General features: G+C 59.9%; 13 protein-coding genes and 2 pseudogenes. All 15 read right to left on the reverse strand.

Translation table 11 applies throughout. The features are described 5' to 3' along the window. Position 1 precedes the first annotated feature (1 nt). On the reverse strand, positions 2-385 hold the full coding sequence (gcvH, locus tag ACYZTU_RS07765; protein ID WP_449643494.1) for a glycine cleavage system protein GcvH: 384 nt from the start codon (positions 383-385) through the stop codon (positions 2-4). Between the two features lie 305 nt (positions 386-690). After that, positions 691-2,199, reverse strand: a complete 1,509-nt coding sequence (locus ACYZTU_RS07770; protein ID WP_461969199.1) for a sigma-54-dependent transcriptional regulator — start codon at positions 2,197-2,199, stop codon at positions 691-693. 127 nt (positions 2,200-2,326) lie between these two features. Beyond that, a complete protein-coding gene (locus ACYZTU_RS07775; RefSeq protein WP_461969201.1) occupies positions 2,327-2,689 on the reverse strand; it encodes a DUF5064 family protein in 363 nt (120 codons plus the stop codon). Between the two features lie 12 nt (positions 2,690-2,701). Further along, positions 2,702-3,631, reverse strand: coding sequence for a carbamate kinase (gene arcC / locus ACYZTU_RS07780; protein WP_449643492.1), 930 nt, complete (start codon positions 3,629-3,631; stop codon positions 2,702-2,704). Positions 3,632-3,699: 68 nt separating this feature from the next. Further along, positions 3,700-4,710: an ornithine carbamoyltransferase gene (locus tag ACYZTU_RS07785; protein WP_461969203.1), complete on the reverse strand. Its 1,011-nt coding sequence runs from the start codon at positions 4,708-4,710 to the stop codon at positions 3,700-3,702. Between the two features lie 71 nt (positions 4,711-4,781). After that, the gene (gene arcA, locus ACYZTU_RS07790; RefSeq protein WP_347803469.1) at positions 4,782-6,038 is read right to left on the reverse strand and encodes an arginine deiminase; all 1,257 of its coding nucleotides are present in this window, start codon (positions 6,036-6,038) and stop codon (positions 4,782-4,784) included. Positions 6,039-6,073: 35 nt separating this feature from the next. Continuing rightward, a complete protein-coding gene (gene arcD / locus ACYZTU_RS07795; protein WP_461969205.1) occupies positions 6,074-7,501 on the reverse strand; it encodes an arginine-ornithine antiporter in 1,428 nt (475 codons plus the stop codon). Between the two features lie 527 nt (positions 7,502-8,028). Further along, positions 8,029-9,360 carry a CoA transferase gene (locus ACYZTU_RS07800; protein WP_461969207.1) on the reverse strand — a complete coding sequence of 444 codons (1,332 nt, stop codon included), beginning with the start codon at positions 9,358-9,360 and terminating at the stop codon, positions 8,029-8,031. Positions 9,361-9,398: 38 nt separating this feature from the next. After that, positions 9,399-9,923 (reverse strand): annotated as a pseudogene (locus tag ACYZTU_RS07805) (methyl-accepting chemotaxis protein); the annotation flags it as partial. 333 nt (positions 9,924-10,256) lie between these two features. Further along, positions 10,257-11,603: pseudogene (locus ACYZTU_RS07810) on the reverse strand (methyl-accepting chemotaxis protein); the annotation flags it as partial. Positions 11,604-11,714: 111 nt separating this feature from the next. Then, positions 11,715-12,104 (reverse strand): YbaN family protein, encoded by a 390-nt coding sequence (locus ACYZTU_RS07815; protein ID WP_461969209.1) that lies wholly within the window; start codon positions 12,102-12,104, stop codon positions 11,715-11,717. A 118-nt stretch (positions 12,105-12,222) separates the two neighbouring features. Continuing rightward, on the reverse strand, positions 12,223-12,831 hold the full coding sequence (locus ACYZTU_RS07820) for a biliverdin-producing heme oxygenase (protein ID WP_461969210.1): 609 nt from the start codon (positions 12,829-12,831) through the stop codon (positions 12,223-12,225). A gap of 114 nt (positions 12,832-12,945) precedes the next feature. Continuing rightward, positions 12,946-15,510, reverse strand: a complete 2,565-nt coding sequence (locus ACYZTU_RS07825) for a TonB-dependent receptor (protein ID WP_461969212.1) — start codon at positions 15,508-15,510, stop codon at positions 12,946-12,948. Positions 15,511-15,632: 122 nt separating this feature from the next. Then, positions 15,633-16,544 carry a FecR family protein gene (locus tag ACYZTU_RS07830; RefSeq protein WP_461969214.1) on the reverse strand — a complete coding sequence of 304 codons (912 nt, stop codon included), beginning with the start codon at positions 16,542-16,544 and terminating at the stop codon, positions 15,633-15,635. Positions 16,545-16,740: 196 nt separating this feature from the next. Next, on the reverse strand, positions 16,741-17,259 hold the full coding sequence (locus ACYZTU_RS07835) for an RNA polymerase sigma factor (protein ID WP_461969216.1): 519 nt from the start codon (positions 17,257-17,259) through the stop codon (positions 16,741-16,743). Positions 17,260-17,313 lie beyond the last annotated feature (54 nt).

Consider the following 17,313-nt stretch of genomic DNA (forward strand, 5'->3'; position numbering starts at 1 on the left):
CTCAGGCTTCGGCGTTGGCTTTGATCAGACGGTCGTAAGCGTCTTGATCCAGCAGTTTGGCGACAGCCGAAGCATCGCTTGGCTGAAAGCGGAAGAACCAGCCTTCGCCCAGCGGATCTTCGTTGACCAGTTCAGGGCTGCTGTCCAGCGCCGGGTTCACTTCCAGCACTTCACCGTCCAGCGGCATGTACACGCCGCTGGCGGCTTTGACCGATTCCACGGTGGCGGCTTCAGCGCCTTTGTCGTAGGACTGCAGCTCAGGCAGTTGTACGAAGACCACGTCGCCCAGGGCGTTCTGTGCGAAAGCGGTGATGCCGACTGTGACGGTGCCGTCAGCTTCGGTACGCAGCCATTCGTGATCTTCAGTAAAACGCAACTCGCTCATGGAAACTCCTAAGGGGGCCAGACTCATCTGGTGGACGCGATTAAATGCTGGGCAAAGCCCTGCTTTATGAGTGGAGACTAAGCAAAATCGCGGCCAATGTTATTTAATCGTTAAAAATCAACGTCTTAAGTGTTTGTGTGGCGTGCGCGACGTGGAGGGCTGTAGCGAAATCGCTACAGTCAGGAGCAAAGAAAAAAGCCTAAGTGGATCAAAGCCTTGCACAGCGGTGATCGGAAGGGTGTGTAGCGATATCGTTCCACTGTAGCGCTTTCAGTACAGGTGAAGGTCGCTTTTGATGCACGGTCTTACGGCTTGTTGGGAATTCCGTACTTGCGCAATCGATGGGCAATCGCCGTGTGAGAGGTTTGTAGGCGGTTGGCCAGTTGGCGGGTCGAGGGGTAGCTGACGTAGAGTTTTTCCAGCAGGGTTTTCTCGAACTCCTCCATCGCCTGTTCGAGGCTGTCGACGTCGCTGTCGCTCTGGCGCGCCACCGAGGTGCCAGCGATATCGAGGTCGCCGATATCGACCAGGCTGCTTTCGCAAATGGCGGCGGCACGGAAGATCACGTTCTGCAATTGCCGCACGTTACCCGGCCAGCGATTGCCCAGCAGTGCCGGATAGGTGCCCGGCGCCAGGCGACAGATCGGGCGCTGGATCTGCGCGCAAGCCTGCTGCATGAAGTAGCGGGCCAGCAGCAGGATGTCCTGGCCGCGTTCGCGCAGGGGCGGGACTTCGACGTTCAGGACGTTGAGACGATAGAAGAGGTCTTCGCGGAACGAACCTTCGCTGACCATTTTTTCCAGATTGCGGTGCGTGGCGCTGAGGATCCGCACATTGACCTTCACCTCACGATCCCCGCCCACTCGGCGGAAGCTGCCGTCGTTCAAGAAGCGCAGCAATTTTGCCTGCAAGTACGGCGACATCTCGCCGATCTCATCGAGAAACACCGTGCCCTGGTTGGCCAGTTCCATCAACCCCGGTTTACCACCCCTTTGCGCACCGGTGAAGGCGCCGGGGGCGTAGCCGAACAATTCGCTTTCGGCGAGGTTCTCCGGCAATGCCGCGCAGTTCAGCGCCAAAAAGGGCGAACTGTGTCGAGCGCTTATCGCGTGACAGGCGCGGGCGACGAGTTCTTTGCCCGTGCCGGTTTCGCCTTGAATCAATAAGGGTGCATCGAGTGCCGCCACGCGCTGGGCGCGGGCCTTGAGGGTACGAATCGCCGGGGATTCGCCGAGCAGTGCATCGAATCCTTCGGCATGGTCGTGGTGCAGCGCTGAGAGGCGTTCGCCAATGCGATTCGGTTGATACAGCGTTAGCAGGGCGCCGGCGTCGGTGATCGGTGTGGCGTCGAGCAACAGGGTCTGACCGTTGACGGTGATCTCGCGCAACGGCAGACGGAAGCCATGTTCCAGTAGCGCGTCGAGCAGCGCGGAGTCGGCAAACAGATCGGCAACGCTTTCACCGGCCGGTTCGCGACCGTACAAAGCAATCAATGCCGGGTTCGCCAGCAGTACTTTGCCGGCGCTGTCCAGGGCCAGCACCGGGTCGGTCATGGCCGCCAGCAGCGCATCGAGCTGCAAGTGCCGGCGCTGACCGGGCAGGATGTCGACCACCGTCATTGCCTGCACGCCGCGCACGCTGAGCAGGGCGTCGCGCAGCTCTTCAAGGACATCCGGACTGAGGGTTGGCGCGTCGATGTAGACGTTGGGCGGGACCATTTCCACCGCATCCAGATTGAGATTGCGCCCACCGAGCAAGGCCAGGACTTCCTGGGTAATGCCGACGCGGTCGATGAAGCTGACGTGGATACGCATTGGGTGGTTTTCGATCTGACGTGCGGAGGGTGGCAAGTATGCCTTGGAGCAGGGTGGTTGGTGAAATCGAGTGATGGAAGCACCACCTGTAGGCGCCAGCAAGCCGGCTCCTACAGGTGGGAGTGAGTTATTCCAGGTGTTCGGGTTTGACCGGATCGCCGGATTTCATGTCCAGTTGCACCCGTACGTCTTCGAACATCGCATCGTAGTATTTGTGCACGGAACCGATGTTGCTGTGCACCTTGGGAAGGCCGTACTTCTCGGCGATTTTCGTCACGTTGCTGGCGAAGTTGTAGGCCTGATCCTTGGGCAGGAAGAAAGACTCCTTCAAATCACTACCCTCGATGCTGCCGTGCATCGTGAACAGCATCCCTTTGCCTTCTTTGGGATCCTGAGTCACTTCATAGTCGATACACAGGTCGTAGCTGACATCTTCGTTGTTCAGCGCGTGGCGCTCGATGTGCAAGTGACCGGGCTCGAACGTTGCCATTGACGTCTCTCCTTACAAATAAGTTATGCCAGGTGTCGCCGTGCTGATCCGCGTGCCGGCCTTGCCCTGGACGATCGCTTCGATGTCCGAGAGTGAACCGATCACCGCGACTTTTCCAGTGTGGCGCGCGAACTCGCAGGCGGCTTGAACCTTCGGCCCCATGGAGCCGGCGGCGAAGCCGAGTTTTTCCATATCGTCCGGGTGAGCCTGGGCGATGGCTTTCTGGGTCGGTTTGCCGAAGTCGATGAAGGCCGCGCTGACGTCGGTGGCGATCACCAGCAGATCGCTCTCAAGCTGTTCGGCCAGCAGCGCCGAGCACAGGTCTTTGTCGATCACCGCTTCCACGCCTTGCAGCTTGCCGTGGGCGCCATACACCGTCGGGATGCCGCCACCGCCGGCGCAAATCACGATGCTGCCTTTTTCCAGCAGCCACTTGATCGGGCGGATTTCGAAGATGCGTTTCGGTCTCGGGCTGGCCACTACGCGGCGGAATTTGTCACCGTCCGGGGCAATCGCCCAGCCTTTTTCGGCGGCGAGTTTTTCCGCTTCGGCCTTGGCGTAGACCGGGCCGATGGGTTTGGTCGGATTCTGGAACGCCGGGTCATTGGCGTCGACTTCGACTTGGGTCAGGAGTGTGGCGAAGGGCACCTCGAAGTCCAGCAGATTGCCCAGTTCCTGTTCGATGATGTAGCCGATCATGCCTTCAGTTTCGGCACCGAGCACGTCCAGCGGGTAAGGCGAAACCGAAGTGTAGGCCGCCGCTTGCAGCGACAGCAGGCCAACCTGGGGGCCATTACCGTGGGCGATCACCAGTTCATTGCCGGCATAAATTTTGGCGATTTGTTCGGTGGCGATCCGGATGTTGGCCCGTTGGTTGTCCGCGGTCATCGGTTCACCACGGCGGAGCAGGGCGTTACCGCCCAGAGCAACGACGATACGCATAATGCAGTCCTTCTAAACAGAGAAATTGCGGATGACCCGGCTCCTATAGGAGGACGCCGGGTGAGCCTTTAGATATCCGCCAACGCCGACACCAGGATCGCTTTGATGGTGTGCATGCGGTTTTCCGCTTGCTCGAAGGCGATGTTGGCCGGCGATTCGAAGACTTCTTCAGTCACTTCGACACCATTGGCCAGGTGCGGATACCGCGCGGCAATGTCCTTGCCAACCTTGGTTTCGCTGTTGTGGAACGCCGGCAGGCAGTGCATGAACTTCACCCGCGGGTTGCCCGAGGCTTTCATCATTTTCGCGTTGACCTGGTACGGCAGCAGTTGCTCGATGCGCTCGTCCCACGCTTCCACCGGTTCACCCATCGACACCCAGATATCGGTGTGGATGAAGTCCACGCCCTTGACCGCTTCCTTCGGGTCTTCAGTGATGGTGATGCGTGCGCCGCTGTCTTCGGCGAAGGCTTTGCACTGATCGATAAAATCCTGATGCGGCCACAACGCTTTCGGTGCGGCGATGCGCACGTCCATGCCCAGTTTGGCGCCAATCATCAGCAGCGAATTGCCCATGTTGTAGCGGGCGTCACCGAGGTAGGCGTAGCTGATGTCATGCAGCGGTTTGTCGCTGTGTTCGCGCATGGTCAGCACGTCGGCGATCATTTGCGTAGGGTGGAATTCAGCGGTCAGGCCGTTGAACACCGGCACGCCGGCGAACTTGGCCAGCTCTTCGACGATCTCCTGTTCGAAGCCACGGTACTCGATGGCGTCGAACATCCGCCCGAGCACGCGGGCGGTGTCTTTCATGCTTTCCTTGTGGCCGATCTGCGACGACACCGGGTCGATATAGGTGACATGGGCGCCCTGGTCATGAGCCGCCACTTCGAACGCGCAACGGGTGCGGGTCGAGGTCTTTTCGAAAATCAGCGCGATATTTTTGCCTTGCAGGTGCGGACGCTCGGTGCCGGTGTATTTGGCGCGCTTGAGGTCGCGGGACAGGTCCAGCAGGTAATTCAGCTCGCGAGTGGTGTGGTGCATCAGCGAGAGCAGGCTGCGGTTACGCATGTTGAAAGCCATGATGTGGATCTCCTTAAGTTTCGGTTATCCGCCTGCTTCACGCGTTGTAAGCGTGAAGCCGGGCACTAGAATTAATAGTCGATAGGGTCGCGAATGATCGGGCAGGTCATGCAGTGGCCGCCGCCACGCCCGCGTCCCAGTTCACCGGCGCTGATGGTGATGACTTCCACGCCGGCCTTTCGCAGCAGGGTGTTGGTGTAGGTGTTGCGGTCATAACCGATCACCACGCCGGGCTCCAAGGCGACCACGTTGTTGCCGTCGTCCCACTGCTCGCGTTCGGCGGCAAAGCTGTTGCCGCCGGTTTCCACCACGCGCAAGGCTTTGAGGTTGAGTGCCTGGGCCACGGTGTCGAGGAGGTTGGTTTCCTCGCGGCGGATGTCGATGCCGCCCGGTTTGCCTTCGTCAGGGCGCAGGGTGAAGGCGACGATCTGGTTCACCACTTCTGGGAATATGGTGACCAGGTCGCGGTCGCAGAAGCTGAACACGGTGTCCAGGTGCATCGCCGCGCGGGACTTCGGCAGGCCGGCGACGATAATTTTTTCCACGGCTTTGTTCTTGAACAGGTTCAGCGCCAGTTGGCCGATGGCCTGACGGGACGAGCGTTCGCCCATACCGATCAACACCACGCCATTACCGATTGGCATCACGTCGCCGCCTTCGAGGGTGGCGCTGCCGTGTTCCTGATCCGGGTCGCCGTACCAGATTTCAAAGTCGGCGTTGGTGAACTGCGGATGGAATTTGTAAATGGCGCTGGCCAGCAAGGTTTCCTGGCGGCGCGCCGGCCAGTACATCGGGTTCAGCGTCACGCCACCGTAGATCCAAGAGGTGGTGTCGCGGGTGAACTGGGTGTTGGGCAGCGGCGGCAGAATGAAGCTGGAGTGGCCGAGGAAGTCGCGGAACATCTGGATGGTCTTGCCGCCGAAGCTGTCCGGCAGGTCATCGGCAGAGACGCCGCCAATCAGGAACTCGGCAATCTTGCGCGGCTCCAGGCTGCGCAGCCACGAACCGACTTCATTGATCAGGCCAAGGCCGACCGAATTGGCGGTGACCTTGCGTTCCAGAATCCAGTCCAGCGCTTCGGGGATCGCGACGATGTCGGTCAGCAGGTTGTGCATTTCCAGCACGTCGATGTTGCGTTCACGCATTTTGTTGACGAAGTCGAAATGGTCACGCTTGGCCTGGGCAACCCACAGCACATCATCGAAAAGCAGTTCGTCGCAGTTGTTCGGGGTCAGCCGCTGGTGGGCCAGGCCGGGGGAGCAAACCATGACTTTGCGCAGTTTGCCGGCTTCGGAATGTACGCCGTACTTAACTTTTTCCGTGGTCATTACAGTGATCCTCCAGATGACAAAACAATCAGGTGTTACAGGGTCAGAAAGCCGTCATACAGCCCGTAGGCCGCCACCAGGGCGCCTGCGACGACTGCGGCGAAAATCAGCTTCTCGACGTTGGTGAAAACCGGTTTGTTGACTTCAAGCTTGGCCTTGGCGAACAGGATCGCGCCGGGGGCATAGAGCAGGGCGGAGAGCAGCAGGTATTTGACGCCACCGGCATAGATCAGCCAGACCGCGTAAATCAACGCAACGGCGCCGATGAACAGGTCCTTGCTGCGTTCGGCGGCAGCGTTTTCATAGCTCTCGCCGCGCACCGCCAGCAGCAGCGCGTAGGCCGCCGACCACAGATATGGCACCAGAATCATCGAGGTGGCGAGGTAGATCAGCGACAGGTAAGTGCTGGCGGAAAACAGTGTGATGATGAGGAACAGCTGGACCATTGCGTTGGTCAGCCACAGCGCATTGACCGGCACATGGTTGGCGTTTTCTTTGCGCAGGAAGGCCGGCATGGTGTGGTCCTTGGCGGCGGCGAACATGATCTCTGCGCACAGCAACACCCACGACAGCAACGCGCCGAGCAGCGAGATGATCAGGCCAACGCTGATCAGCACCGCGCCCCAATGACCGACCACGTGCTCCAGCACCGCGGCCATCGAAGGGTTTTGCAGTTTGGCCAGTTCCGGTTGAGTCATGATGCCCAGCGACAGCACATTCACCAGCACCAGAAACAGCAGCACGGTGATGAAGCCAATCACCGTGGCTTTACCGACGTCGCTGCGTTTTTCCGCACGGGCCGAGAAAATGCTCGCGCCTTCGATGCCGATGAACACCCAGACGGTGATCAGCATCATGTTGCGCACCTGGTTCATCACGCTGCCCAGGTCCGGGTTTTTCACGCCCCAGATGTCAGCGGTGAAGATGTCCAGCTTGAAGGCGAAAATCGCGATCAGCACAAACAGGACCAGCGGCACGATCTTGGCGACGGTGGTTACCAGGTTGATGAACGCCGCTTCCTTGATCCCGCGCAGCACCAGGAAATGCACGGCCCAGAGCAGCACCGAAGCGCCAATAACGGCGGCGACAGTATTGCCCTCGCCAAAAATCGGGAAAAAGTAACCGAGGGTGCTGAAGAGCAAAACGAAGTAACCGACGTTGCCCAGCCAGGCACTGATCCAGTAACCCCAGGCGGACGAGAAACCCATGTAGTCGCCGAAACCGGCTTTGGCGTAGGCGTAGACCCCGCCGTCCAGATCAGGCTTGCGATTGGCCAGGGTCTGGAACACGAAGGCCAGCGTCAGCATGCCTACGGCAGTGATCGCCCAACCGATCAGCACCGCGCCGACGTCGGCACTGGCGGCCATGTTCTGCGGCAAAGAGAAGATCCCGCCACCAATCATTGAGCCGACCACCAGTGCAACAAGTGCACCGAGTTTCAGTTTTCCGGGGGATTCAGACATTGCATGACTCCAATGCAGGAGAAGAGAGACAACAGAATAATTCTGTTAGTTATTCACTCATCTGACATGGATCAATGCATAGGCACATTCCATTATTATTGAAAGACTTATGAACTTTTACCGAACATAACGGTACTGCTGGAAAGCCCTATCCAAAGGCCTCGGCGAGATCAAACGGAAATAATGCCTATCGCATGGAGTTTTGAAGCTAGTTTGTTTTTGAGTTTTCGCAAATTTTCTTGTTTGCGTGTAGTTGAGAATTGAATTATTAGGTTAGACACACAAAACTGCTATTGAGAACGCGCGTGATAGAAGCACTGGCTATAAATAAAATTACGTTAATGGCCCATTAATCAATAAACATTATTACCGTTTGACTATTTAGATAAAGGGTTGGACGATCACCGCTGTCGGCATGCTGACCCTGGCGTTTGTCTTTTATGGGCAGCTTTGGCGCTTGTGTCAGATGCCGGTAATGAGCACGACGCTAAACCTGCGCGGGCTTGTCCGCGAAGGCGTCCGAAAAGTCACCACCACTGTGCGCGATGGGAACCCAATTCCCCGGCAGGAAGTGCCCACTGCATGGGAGTTCCGGTGATTTTCAGTGGCACATGAAGTCGATGCGCCGGTCCCCAGGTTGTCTGCTCAACCAACATGCCCTGATCGTTTTCATCCTCTGCCCGTAGCGGTTCGTTTGAACCTGCGCCCTGTTCAATCAACAACTTCGCCGTCCGCGCCAGCGACAACCGGGCCGACCCGCCACGCCCCAGCAACGTGATCGCCGCAGCCGCCATCAAATACCCGGTCGCATGATCCAGCGCCTGCACCGGCAGTGGCGTCGGCTTATCCGCGTTCTTCCATCGCATGCCCGCTTCGGCAATCCCGCTGCTCATCTGCACCAGACTGTCAAAGCCGCGACGGTTCTGCCACGGGCCGCTCCAACCGTAGGCATTGAGGCTGACGTCGATCAGGCCGGGCGCCAGTTTCTGGCGTTCGGCGACGCCGTAACCCAGGCGTTCCAGCGCGTCAGCGCGGTAGCCATGGAGCAGAATGTCAGCGTCCTTGAGCAGGCTTTCGAACACCGCGCGATCAGCCTTGTCGTGCAGATCCAGGCGCGCGCAACGTTTGCCCAGGGTGACTTCCGGCACCACGCCGGGTTCGTTCCAGGTCGGTGGGTCGATACGCAAAACGTCGGCGCCAAGGCCTGCCAGAAAGCGGCTGGCAATCGGGCCGGCGAGCACTCGGGTTAAATCCAGGACCTTTATCCCTGCCAGCGGTTGCGCCACCGAGCCTTGCCATGGTTTCGCGTTCTGTCGGCTGTTGTCAGCAAACTGAATCAACGGCTCGGCGTTCACGGCCTGGCCTTGGGGATGGGTTTGCCATTGCGCCCACGTGCGCATCTCGGCGGCGCAGCCACCGGTATCGACCACGGCCTGCTCCAGATCACGTTTGGCCCATTGAGCAACCTTGCTCGCCATTGCTGCACGGTCGGCACAGGCGCCGAGCACTTTTTCGGCAGCGGCGCGGTGATGGGGCGCGTTGGTGTGCAGGCGGATCCAGCCATCCTTTGTGGCGTAGTCACCGGCAACCGGGTCCCAGAGCGGCGGGACGCTCCAGCCTACCGGGCGGATCGAAGTGTCGAACCAGAAAGAGGCCAGGCGGCGATCGACCTCAAGGGTGGGTAAGCGACCGGTTTGTTGCTGGAGCCATTCGCTGACAGCCTGGCCGGCAGCGGCAATGCTGGCGCACGCCAGGTCGGTGACGGCTAACGCCGAGGGCAGGGCGCCGCTTGAGGTGAGCTTGACCTGGGTATGAGGCAAGCCGAGTGCGGCTTGAATGGACGTGAGTAAATCAGTCATCGAAGGCCCTCCGGGAGAGGGCCTGATGATAGATCAAATTACACTCTGAACTGATCCATCAATTTCATCTGATGGGTGGTCAACGCGTTGAGCTGGCTGCTGATCTGCGCTGAGTCGGTGGCCTGCCCGGTCAAGGTTTCGGTGACGGTGCGGATCGCCGAGACGTTGCGGTTGACCTCTTCGGCCACGGCGCTTTGCTGTTCGGCGGCGCTGGCGATTTGCAGGTTCATGTCGCTGATGACCGTCACTGCGTCGCTGATTTTGCTCAAGGCCTTAACCGCTTGCTGAATCTGCCCGGCGTTGCTGTGGGCCTGGGTCTGGCTCGAATGCATGGTGGCAACCACGCCGCGGGTGCCGGTCTGGATGCGTTCGATCACGACGCGAATTTCTTCCACCGAATCCTGTGTGCGTTTGGCCAGGTTGCGCACCTCATCGGCGACCACCGCAAACCCGCGACCGCTCTCGCCGGCACGGGCTGCTTCAATCGCCGCGTTGAGCGCCAGCAGGTTGGTTTGTTCGGCGATGCTGCGGATCACTTCCAGCACCGAGCCGATCTGCTCGCTGTTGACTGCCAGCGCTTCGACTTCGGTCACTGCTTTGCTGACTTCGTCGGCCAGAAGGTTGATGTCGCGGGTGCTGCGTTCGATGATCGACATGCCATCGCGGGCTGATTGATCAGCACCTTTGGCCGCGTTAGCCGCGTTCGAGGCACTGTTGGCGACATCGTGGGCGGTGGCGCTCATTTCGTTGGACGCGGTGGCGACCTGGTCGATTTCGCGGAACTGCACCTGCATGCCTTCGCTGGTCTGGCGGGCGATTTCCGAGGACTGGTCGGCCGTGCCGCGCGCATCGGTGATGCTTTGTTTGATCTGCGCGATGGTCGGTTGCAGCTTGTCGAGGAAACGGTTGAACCAGCTGACCAGTTCGCCCAGTTCGTCTTTCTTGCTGTAGTGCAGACGTTGAGTCAGGTCGCCGTCGCCGCTGGCAATCGCCTTGAGCATCTCGGCCACGCTATTAATCGGCCGAGTCACGCCGGACGCCGTGAGCCAGATCAGCAACAGTCCGACCAGGCCGGCAATCACCGCCACCAACACCGCTTTGAGGGTGCCGCTTTGCTGGGCGTCATCGAGTACGGCTTGCAACTTTACCGAGTCGGCCAGCAGCACTTTTTTCGGCAGGTCGATCACCACGCCCCAGGCTTTGGACTCGGCAATCGGACTGACCGGGTACACCGCGCGAATCAGGTCGCCCTGTTCGAGGATCTTCGGCGTGCCAGTGCTGAGCATTTGCAGGACGTCCTTGCCGTCTGCGCCCAGGGTGTCACCGATGCTTTTACCGACCTTGCTCGAGTCCTCGCTGTAACCAGCGAGCACGCCGCTGCCGGAGACGATCAGCATGTGCCCGGCGCTGTTGAACAGATCACGCTGGGAGTCGACAGCCGCCGCTTGCAGCGCATCGAGGGCAATGTCCACACCGACCACGCCGATGGATTTGCCATCCACCAACAGCGGTACGGAAATGGTGGTCATCAGCATTTCCTTGCCGCCGACGGTATCGGCATAGGGGTCGAGCAGGCAGGTACGCTTGCTGTCGCGTGGGCAGGTGTACCAGCTGTTGTAGGGAGTACCGCTGAGGCTCAAGGTGGTTTTGGTCATGTCGTCTTCGACCATGATCGTGTTGATCCCGGCACCGCCGGCACGGCTCCAGTAGCTGGCGAAACGACCGACTTCGTTGGACTGGCGAGCCGCATCGTTGGCGAACTCGCTGTCTTTGCCGTCCAGCCCGTTGGGCTCGAACGCCAGCCAGATCCCCAGCACTTTGCTGTTGCGCTCGAAGGCGGTTTTCAGACTCTGGTTCAACTCTTCGCGCAGGGCGCCGGCTTCAAGGGAGCGCTTGCTCGCCAAGGTGCGCATGTCCTTGATCTGATCGGCCAGGGCGGTCACCACCAGCAGGCTCTCGCCGAAGGTCTTCTGCACCCGCACCGCTTGCTCGGCGGCCTTGGCATGGAGCAGGTTCTGCACACTGGCGGTGAGCATCTTGCTGCTGGAGGCGCTGACCAGTTCATCGTTCTGATCGGTCTGGTAGATGTTCATGCCGACGATCAAGACGACCACGCCAAGCAGGCACAGACCGGACAGCAGGACGATTTTCAGGCGGATGGAGACAGAGTCGAACATAGGACGAACTCGCGAATGGATGAGGTGTTGGCATGAGTCGGGATCGACCCGGTTTGCCAAGTCCATTCAGCGCCATTTCATGAACATCGGCGGGGGCGCAGGTTGCATGAGCGCAAAGCCGACGAACGGTAATAGTTGAACGTTTGCGCAGGAAAATGCCCTGAAAAGGACAGAAATTCAGGAGATTGTCGGCAGCGATTCCGGCCGTGACCAGATCCACACATTACCCAGGCTCATGCCGGCGATGGCCAGGTAAATCGGCCAGCCATGATCAAGCATCACCAGCATCAACCCGGCGCCCAGCAGCATGCTGACGGTGGCGCTGACCTTGGCTCGGCGGGCGATGATTTTGCCGTTGCGCCAGTTACACAGGATCGGTCCGAACAGCCGGTGGTTTTCCAGCCAGGCACTCAGGCGCGGCGAACTTTTGGTCGCGGCCCAAGCAGCCAGCAGGATGAACTCGGTGGTCGGCAGGCCGGGTACGATGATGGCGATCAGGCCGATGCCCAAGCTGACGTAGGCCAGCAGGCCGAAGAGCAAACGGGCGAGTTTTGAAGTGGTGCTCATAAAGTTTACGGTGACTTGTAGGAGCGAGGCTTGCCCGCGAATGGTACGACGCGGTACTTCAGACAGACCGCGTTATCGTTTTTCGCGGGCAAGCCTCGCTCATACAGGTGCGGTGTTGTCAGGCGAGTTCAGGGGTGGAGGCGTAAGCCTGTTCCAGCAGCACGGTAAAGCGGTTGAACGCATTGATTGCGCCTTTCTCCACTTCAGCTTCTTCCTGAGCGCTGAACGCCAGCCCGTCGAGGGTTTTGACGAAACTTTTCCAGCCTTCAGCGCGGCCACCGGCCGGTTCCGCGAGGTGACGAGCGCCGAAGGTTTCGCTCAACCCAAGGCCCACGGCACGCTTGATCAGGAACGCCGCGCCGAGTTTCGAGCCTTCAGACACGAAGAGCCAACCCAGGGCCTCGGCTTTGGCTGGATTCATCACGGCACCTGCGACGGGCGCCGGCACTTCAGTGTCCAGATCAGCCAGGTCAGCCTTGGCCGCTTCCGCACGGCAGCGAGCCGGCAGGTCCGCAACGATGGACGTCAGCTCGGCATCGTTGTACAGCGACACCAGTTCCGACTGAAACAAATACTGCGCCACTACGAAACGCGCGAAGTTGGCCTGGGTTTCAAACGGTGCGTGCGCTTTGACCAGCGCATCGAGTTGGGTGTGAGGTTCATGGGTGATCTGGTTCAAGCGTTGTGAACGCAGAGTCGGGCGTTGAGCAGTGTCCTGAGTTGTCATGAGAAGTCCTTGAGAAAAAGAGGCGCTTGGTAACGAGACGAATGACCGGGCGCCGGACAGTAAAAAAACCTCCCGGCGCTGCTTCTATGCCGCAGCGCCGTGAGGTGAATCAGTTCAGATGTCCCAGACCAGATTGACCGCGAAGTTGCGACCCGGTTGAGTCAGACGATCGAGGTTGGCCGGTTGAGTCACCGAGGCTTCGCCGACGCTGTCGTAACCGCGCACGTCGTCCCACTGCCAATACTTTTTGTTGGTCAGGTTGTAGAGGCCGGCGTTGACGGTTACATCGTCGGTCACCTTGTAGAAACCGGCCAGGTCGAGCACGCCATAGCCCGGGGTCTTGAACTGGGTGCTGGTGCCGTCCGGGGTTTTGAAGCTGGTGCTGTCGACGCGGGTCTTGCGTTTAACCAGTGTCCAGCTCAGCAAGGCCCCGTAGTTGTCCCGGTCATAACCCAGACCGAACACGCCGGTCAGGGGGTTGATACTGTTCAGTGGCTCGCCGCTGTCATCGTTGCGACCATAGAGATAAGACACCGAACCTTGGGTGTAGAGGCCGTTTGGCGCACCGAAAGTATCCAGGTTCAGGCGACCCTTGAGCTCCAGCCCCTTGATGGTGGCGTGCTTGATGTTGTTGCTCTGGAACGTGGTCTCGGTGTAGCCGGGAGTCATGGCGTTTTCGTCGATGAAGTCGCGGTATTTGTTGTAGAACACCGCCATATCGAAAGTGCCCGCCTCAAACTGGCCGCGCAAACCGGTTTCATAACTCTTGCTCTTTTCCGGCTCCAAGTCGGGATTAGGCGCGACCTGATAGCCGCCGGCCAGGTTTTCGAAGCGACCATACAGGGCCTTGGCGGTCGGAGTACGGAAGCCTTCGGCGTACTGGCCATACCAGGTGTAGTTGTCGTTGAAGCTGTAGGTGGTGCCGAATTTTGGCGACAGACGATGCCAGGTTTTGGTGTCGTCGCTCACCGCGCCGTTGCCGCTCTGATCGGCGGTGACCAGGAACTCATCCGTGATGTGTGTCTTGAGCTGGGTATAGTCGTAGCGTGCGCCGGGCAGGAAGGTCCAGTTGTTCCAGCTGATCTGATCCTGGGCGAACAGGCTGTAGCTGTTGATGGTCGGGTCCGGGAAGTCGCTGGCCGGTTTCAGGGTGTCGGCGGCGCTGGCGGCACCGATGACCCGGCAGGCGCCGGCCACTGTCAGGCAGGTGCCGCTACCGGTGCGCAGACCGGTGACTTTGTCCTGTTTGAGGGTGGTGCCATAGGTGACACGGTGATCGGTGTCGGCGATGGCAAACGACTTGTCAGCCTGAGCATCAAACACCCATTGGCGATCCTTGTAGGTGGTATCGCGGTTGCGCAGCACGGTGCGCGACGGCGCGTAGATTTCTTCGGTGCGCTGGTCGGTCTTGGCAATCTGGTAGTTCAGCGTCCACTTGATGTTGTCAGCCAGGACGCTGTCCAGGCCGAAGCTGTGTTCCAGACCGAAGCGTTCGCGGGTGACGATGTCGTTGCCGGTACGGGATTTATAGAAGCCGAAACCGCGTCCTGCGTTGAACGGGCCGCCCACCGCGCTCAGCTGGTGGGTGTCGCGGTCGTCCTTGTAGTGCTCGTAGGTCAGGCCGAAGCGCGCATCGTCGGCGTAGTCCCAACCCAGCTTGGCCAGCACGTTGGTGGTGCGCACGTCCTCGGGGTTGGCCTCGGTGCGGGTCAGGCCGGTGCCGCCGGTTTCGCCGTAGGACTCTGTTTCATGACCATTGCGCTGACTCAAGTGCAACAGGCCATCGAAGTCGCCGGTGCGACCGGCCACGGTACCGGAGGTCAGCCAACTGTCGTCGGCCGAGCTGTAGCCGGTCTTCAGGCGTGCGCCGACGTCTTTGCCCGGTTTGATGATGTCGTCCGGGTCCAGCGTGTAGTAGCTGACCGCACCGCCGATGGCGTTGCTGCCGTAGAGCACCGACGCCGGGCCGCGCAGGATCTCGACGCGCTTGACGATCTCGGGGTCGACGTAGTTGCGGTTGGTCTGGGCGTACGGGCCGTTGAAGAAGCTGTCGGGCACCTGCACACCGTCGATCTGGGTCAGTACGCGGTCGCCGTCGATGCCGCGGATGTTGTAGCCAGTGAGACCGGCGCGTTGACCGGCGCCGCCCACCGAAACACCGGGCTCGTAGCGCACCAGATCCTTGATGTTATTCACATTGTTGCGGTCCAGCTCCTCGCGGGTCTGGACGGTGACGGTGCTCGGTACGCTGTTCACGTCCTGTTCCTGACGGGTGGCGCTGATGGTCACCTGTTCCAGGTTGAGCGCGCCGCTGTTGCTGCGCTTCTCCAGCACGATGTTGTTGTTGCCCAGTTTGCGATAGCTCAGGTTGGTCCCCACCAACAGGCGATCAAGGGCTTTCTCCGGTGGTAGCGAACCCCGTACGCCCGGCGAGGCCACGCCTTCAGCCAGTTCTGCCGACAAGCCAACTTGCCAGCCTGTCACGGCGGTAAAGGCATTGAGTGCCGAGACCAGCGACTGCTGAGGGATGGCGAACGCGTAATCGCCCATGTTGCGGGTCGGTTGCTCTGCCGCGGTGGCGGCCATCAGCGGCGCGCTGCCTGCCATCAGGATGGCGGCGGTCAGCAGCGTCAGCACGCGAGAAGGTGAAGAGGGTTGGCGGGTAAGGCGAGAGGACATCGATAGCGCTCCGTGTCGCACGAATCTTTATAGGTGCTGATTGGCATCCAGAGATGCGAATCAATTGCATTGGCTATAACGAGACGTACGGGGTTTGGCTATCGAGTAAAAATAATTCTCATTTAGTTCAAAATGACCAGCGCCGGGAATTCCTGAAGTCGCGCCGAGGTGATGTGGGCCAGCGAACGGACTACGTCTAAGGGCTGGTCGAGTCGGTAGTTGCCGGTGACGGCGATGTCGGCCAACTGCTCGTTGTTGTTGATGATGATCCAGCCTGGATAGTAACGACGCAGCTCCGCCAGCACCTGGCTCAGCGGACAGTTTTCGAACACCAGTCGACCCTGGACCCACGCCAGATCGGTCTCGGCATCGAGTTTGGCGGGGCGATCGAAACCGTTGGGGCCGATGCGGATGCTTTCTCCGGCGGACAATCGAACTCGCGCGTCGTCGCGGGTCGCTCGCAAGTCGACATCGCCACGCTGCACCCGAACCTGAGCTACACCGTCCAGATAACGCACTGCAAATGCGGTGTCCCGAACGCTGGCCTTGACCGGCCCGGCGTCGATTTCCAGTGGCTGGCCGCGATTGGCCGTTACCTCGAAATACGCCTCGCCCTGATACAAACGGGCAACGCGCTGTTGATCGTTTATGGTGCTGGAGAAGGCCGAATTGGTATTGAGCAGGACCTTCGAGCCGTCCTCCAATTGCAGACGTTGACGTTCACCGACCACGGTCAGGTGATCAGCCTGCAGGCGCATGGGCAGATTGCTGAAAATGAACACACCGAGGATCAGCACCGCGGCAGTGGCCAGCGGTTTCCAGTGAGGCCGCAGGCGCGAAAGGACGGTCACTTTCGGCGGGCGGGCGGCCAGGCTTTGCGCACATTGCACGACCTGCGGGCCATCCCAGATCGCCTGAGCCTTGGCGAACGCCTCGGCATGCAACGGATTGGCAGCCAGCCAGTCGTGAAACTGTCGGGTCTGGTCCTCGCTCGGACTGTCCAGCACGACCAGCCAGTCCAAGGCCTGGTCCATCGCACGTGCGGGGTCCCGCGCCGGGGAGGGCGGAGGGGGGGCGGGGGGAGGCACTGGAAGCGTGTCCGTCACGGTGTTTCCTCGGCAGTGTCTTGGCACGGCTGTTTTTTTAATGAAGCTTGAAAGTGGGGCAAGGGTAGCAAAGCCCGATAGTCAGCGCAGTCGCGCCTCGCAAAAGGAGAATAAACCTACAGACTCAGCCGCCGTTTAACCGTTCGGCCACGCCGACGCACACCGCCATGATCAGTTTCAGCTCCTTTTGCACGGTGCTCAATGACACGCCGAGCTTCTCGGCGATCTCCAGATAGCTGTGCCCGTGCAGACGGCTGAGGATAAAAATCTGCTGCTGACGGGGGCTGAGTTCATTGAGGCTCACGCTCAAACGCTCAAGCAATTGTTCGGCATGGGCGGCGTCCTCGGCACTGCTGGTGGGGGCGGCGATGCTTTCCACCACGTCCAGAGGCACGTCGTCGAGCAGGGTGCGGGACTGAATGCGCCGCGCACGCAAATGGTCCAGCGCCAGGTTGCGGGCGGTCTGGAAAACGAAGGGTTCAAGGTGATCGATGGCCCGCTCACTGAGTGCCCGGGTCACTCGCAGGTAGGTCTCCTGCAGGAGGTCTTCGGCGGTGCTGTGATTGTTGACCATCCGCTCCAATGTGCGCAGCAGAGAGACTCGCTGGGCGATGAAGACGTGATTGAAGCGAGATTGACTCACGGGAGGACCTGATCCATTTCGAGCGGATGATAATGCTTATCATCCGCTCGAGTG

The sequence above is a fragment of the Pseudomonas sp. HLT2-19-2 genome (genome assembly GCF_054898005.1).

What these genes read in the sequence shown, in the direction of transcription:
- ACYZTU_RS07785 (WP_461969203.1), bottom strand. Translation starts at nt 4,710, where the DNA reads ATGGCTTTCAACATGCGTAACCGCAGCCTGCTCTCGCTGATGCACCAC.
- ACYZTU_RS07815 (WP_461969209.1), bottom strand. Translation starts at nt 12,104, where the DNA reads ATGAGCACCACTTCAAAACTCGCCCGTTTGCTCTTCGGCCTGCTGGCC.
- ACYZTU_RS07800 (WP_461969207.1), bottom strand. Translation starts at nt 9,360, where the DNA reads ATGACTGATTTACTCACGTCCATTCAAGCCGCACTCGGCTTGCCTCAT.
- arcC (WP_449643492.1), bottom strand. Translation starts at nt 3,631, where the DNA reads ATGCGTATCGTCGTTGCTCTGGGCGGTAACGCCCTGCTCCGCCGTGGT.
- ACYZTU_RS07825 (WP_461969212.1), bottom strand. Translation starts at nt 15,510, where the DNA reads ATGTCCTCTCGCCTTACCCGCCAACCCTCTTCACCTTCTCGCGTGCTG.
- ACYZTU_RS07770 (WP_461969199.1), bottom strand. Translation starts at nt 2,199, where the DNA reads ATGCGTATCCACGTCAGCTTCATCGACCGCGTCGGCATTACCCAGGAA.
- arcD (WP_461969205.1), bottom strand. Translation starts at nt 7,501, where the DNA reads ATGTCTGAATCCCCCGGAAAACTGAAACTCGGTGCACTTGTTGCACTG.
- ACYZTU_RS07775 (WP_461969201.1), bottom strand. Translation starts at nt 2,689, where the DNA reads ATGGCAACGTTCGAGCCCGGTCACTTGCACATCGAGCGCCACGCGCTG.
- gcvH (WP_449643494.1), bottom strand. Translation starts at nt 385, where the DNA reads ATGAGCGAGTTGCGTTTTACTGAAGATCACGAATGGCTGCGTACCGAA.
- ACYZTU_RS07820 (WP_461969210.1), bottom strand. Translation starts at nt 12,831, where the DNA reads ATGACAACTCAGGACACTGCTCAACGCCCGACTCTGCGTTCACAACGC.
- ACYZTU_RS07830 (WP_461969214.1), bottom strand. Translation starts at nt 16,544, where the DNA reads ATGGACCAGGCCTTGGACTGGCTGGTCGTGCTGGACAGTCCGAGCGAG.
- arcA (WP_347803469.1), bottom strand. Translation starts at nt 6,038, where the DNA reads ATGACCACGGAAAAAGTTAAGTACGGCGTACATTCCGAAGCCGGCAAA.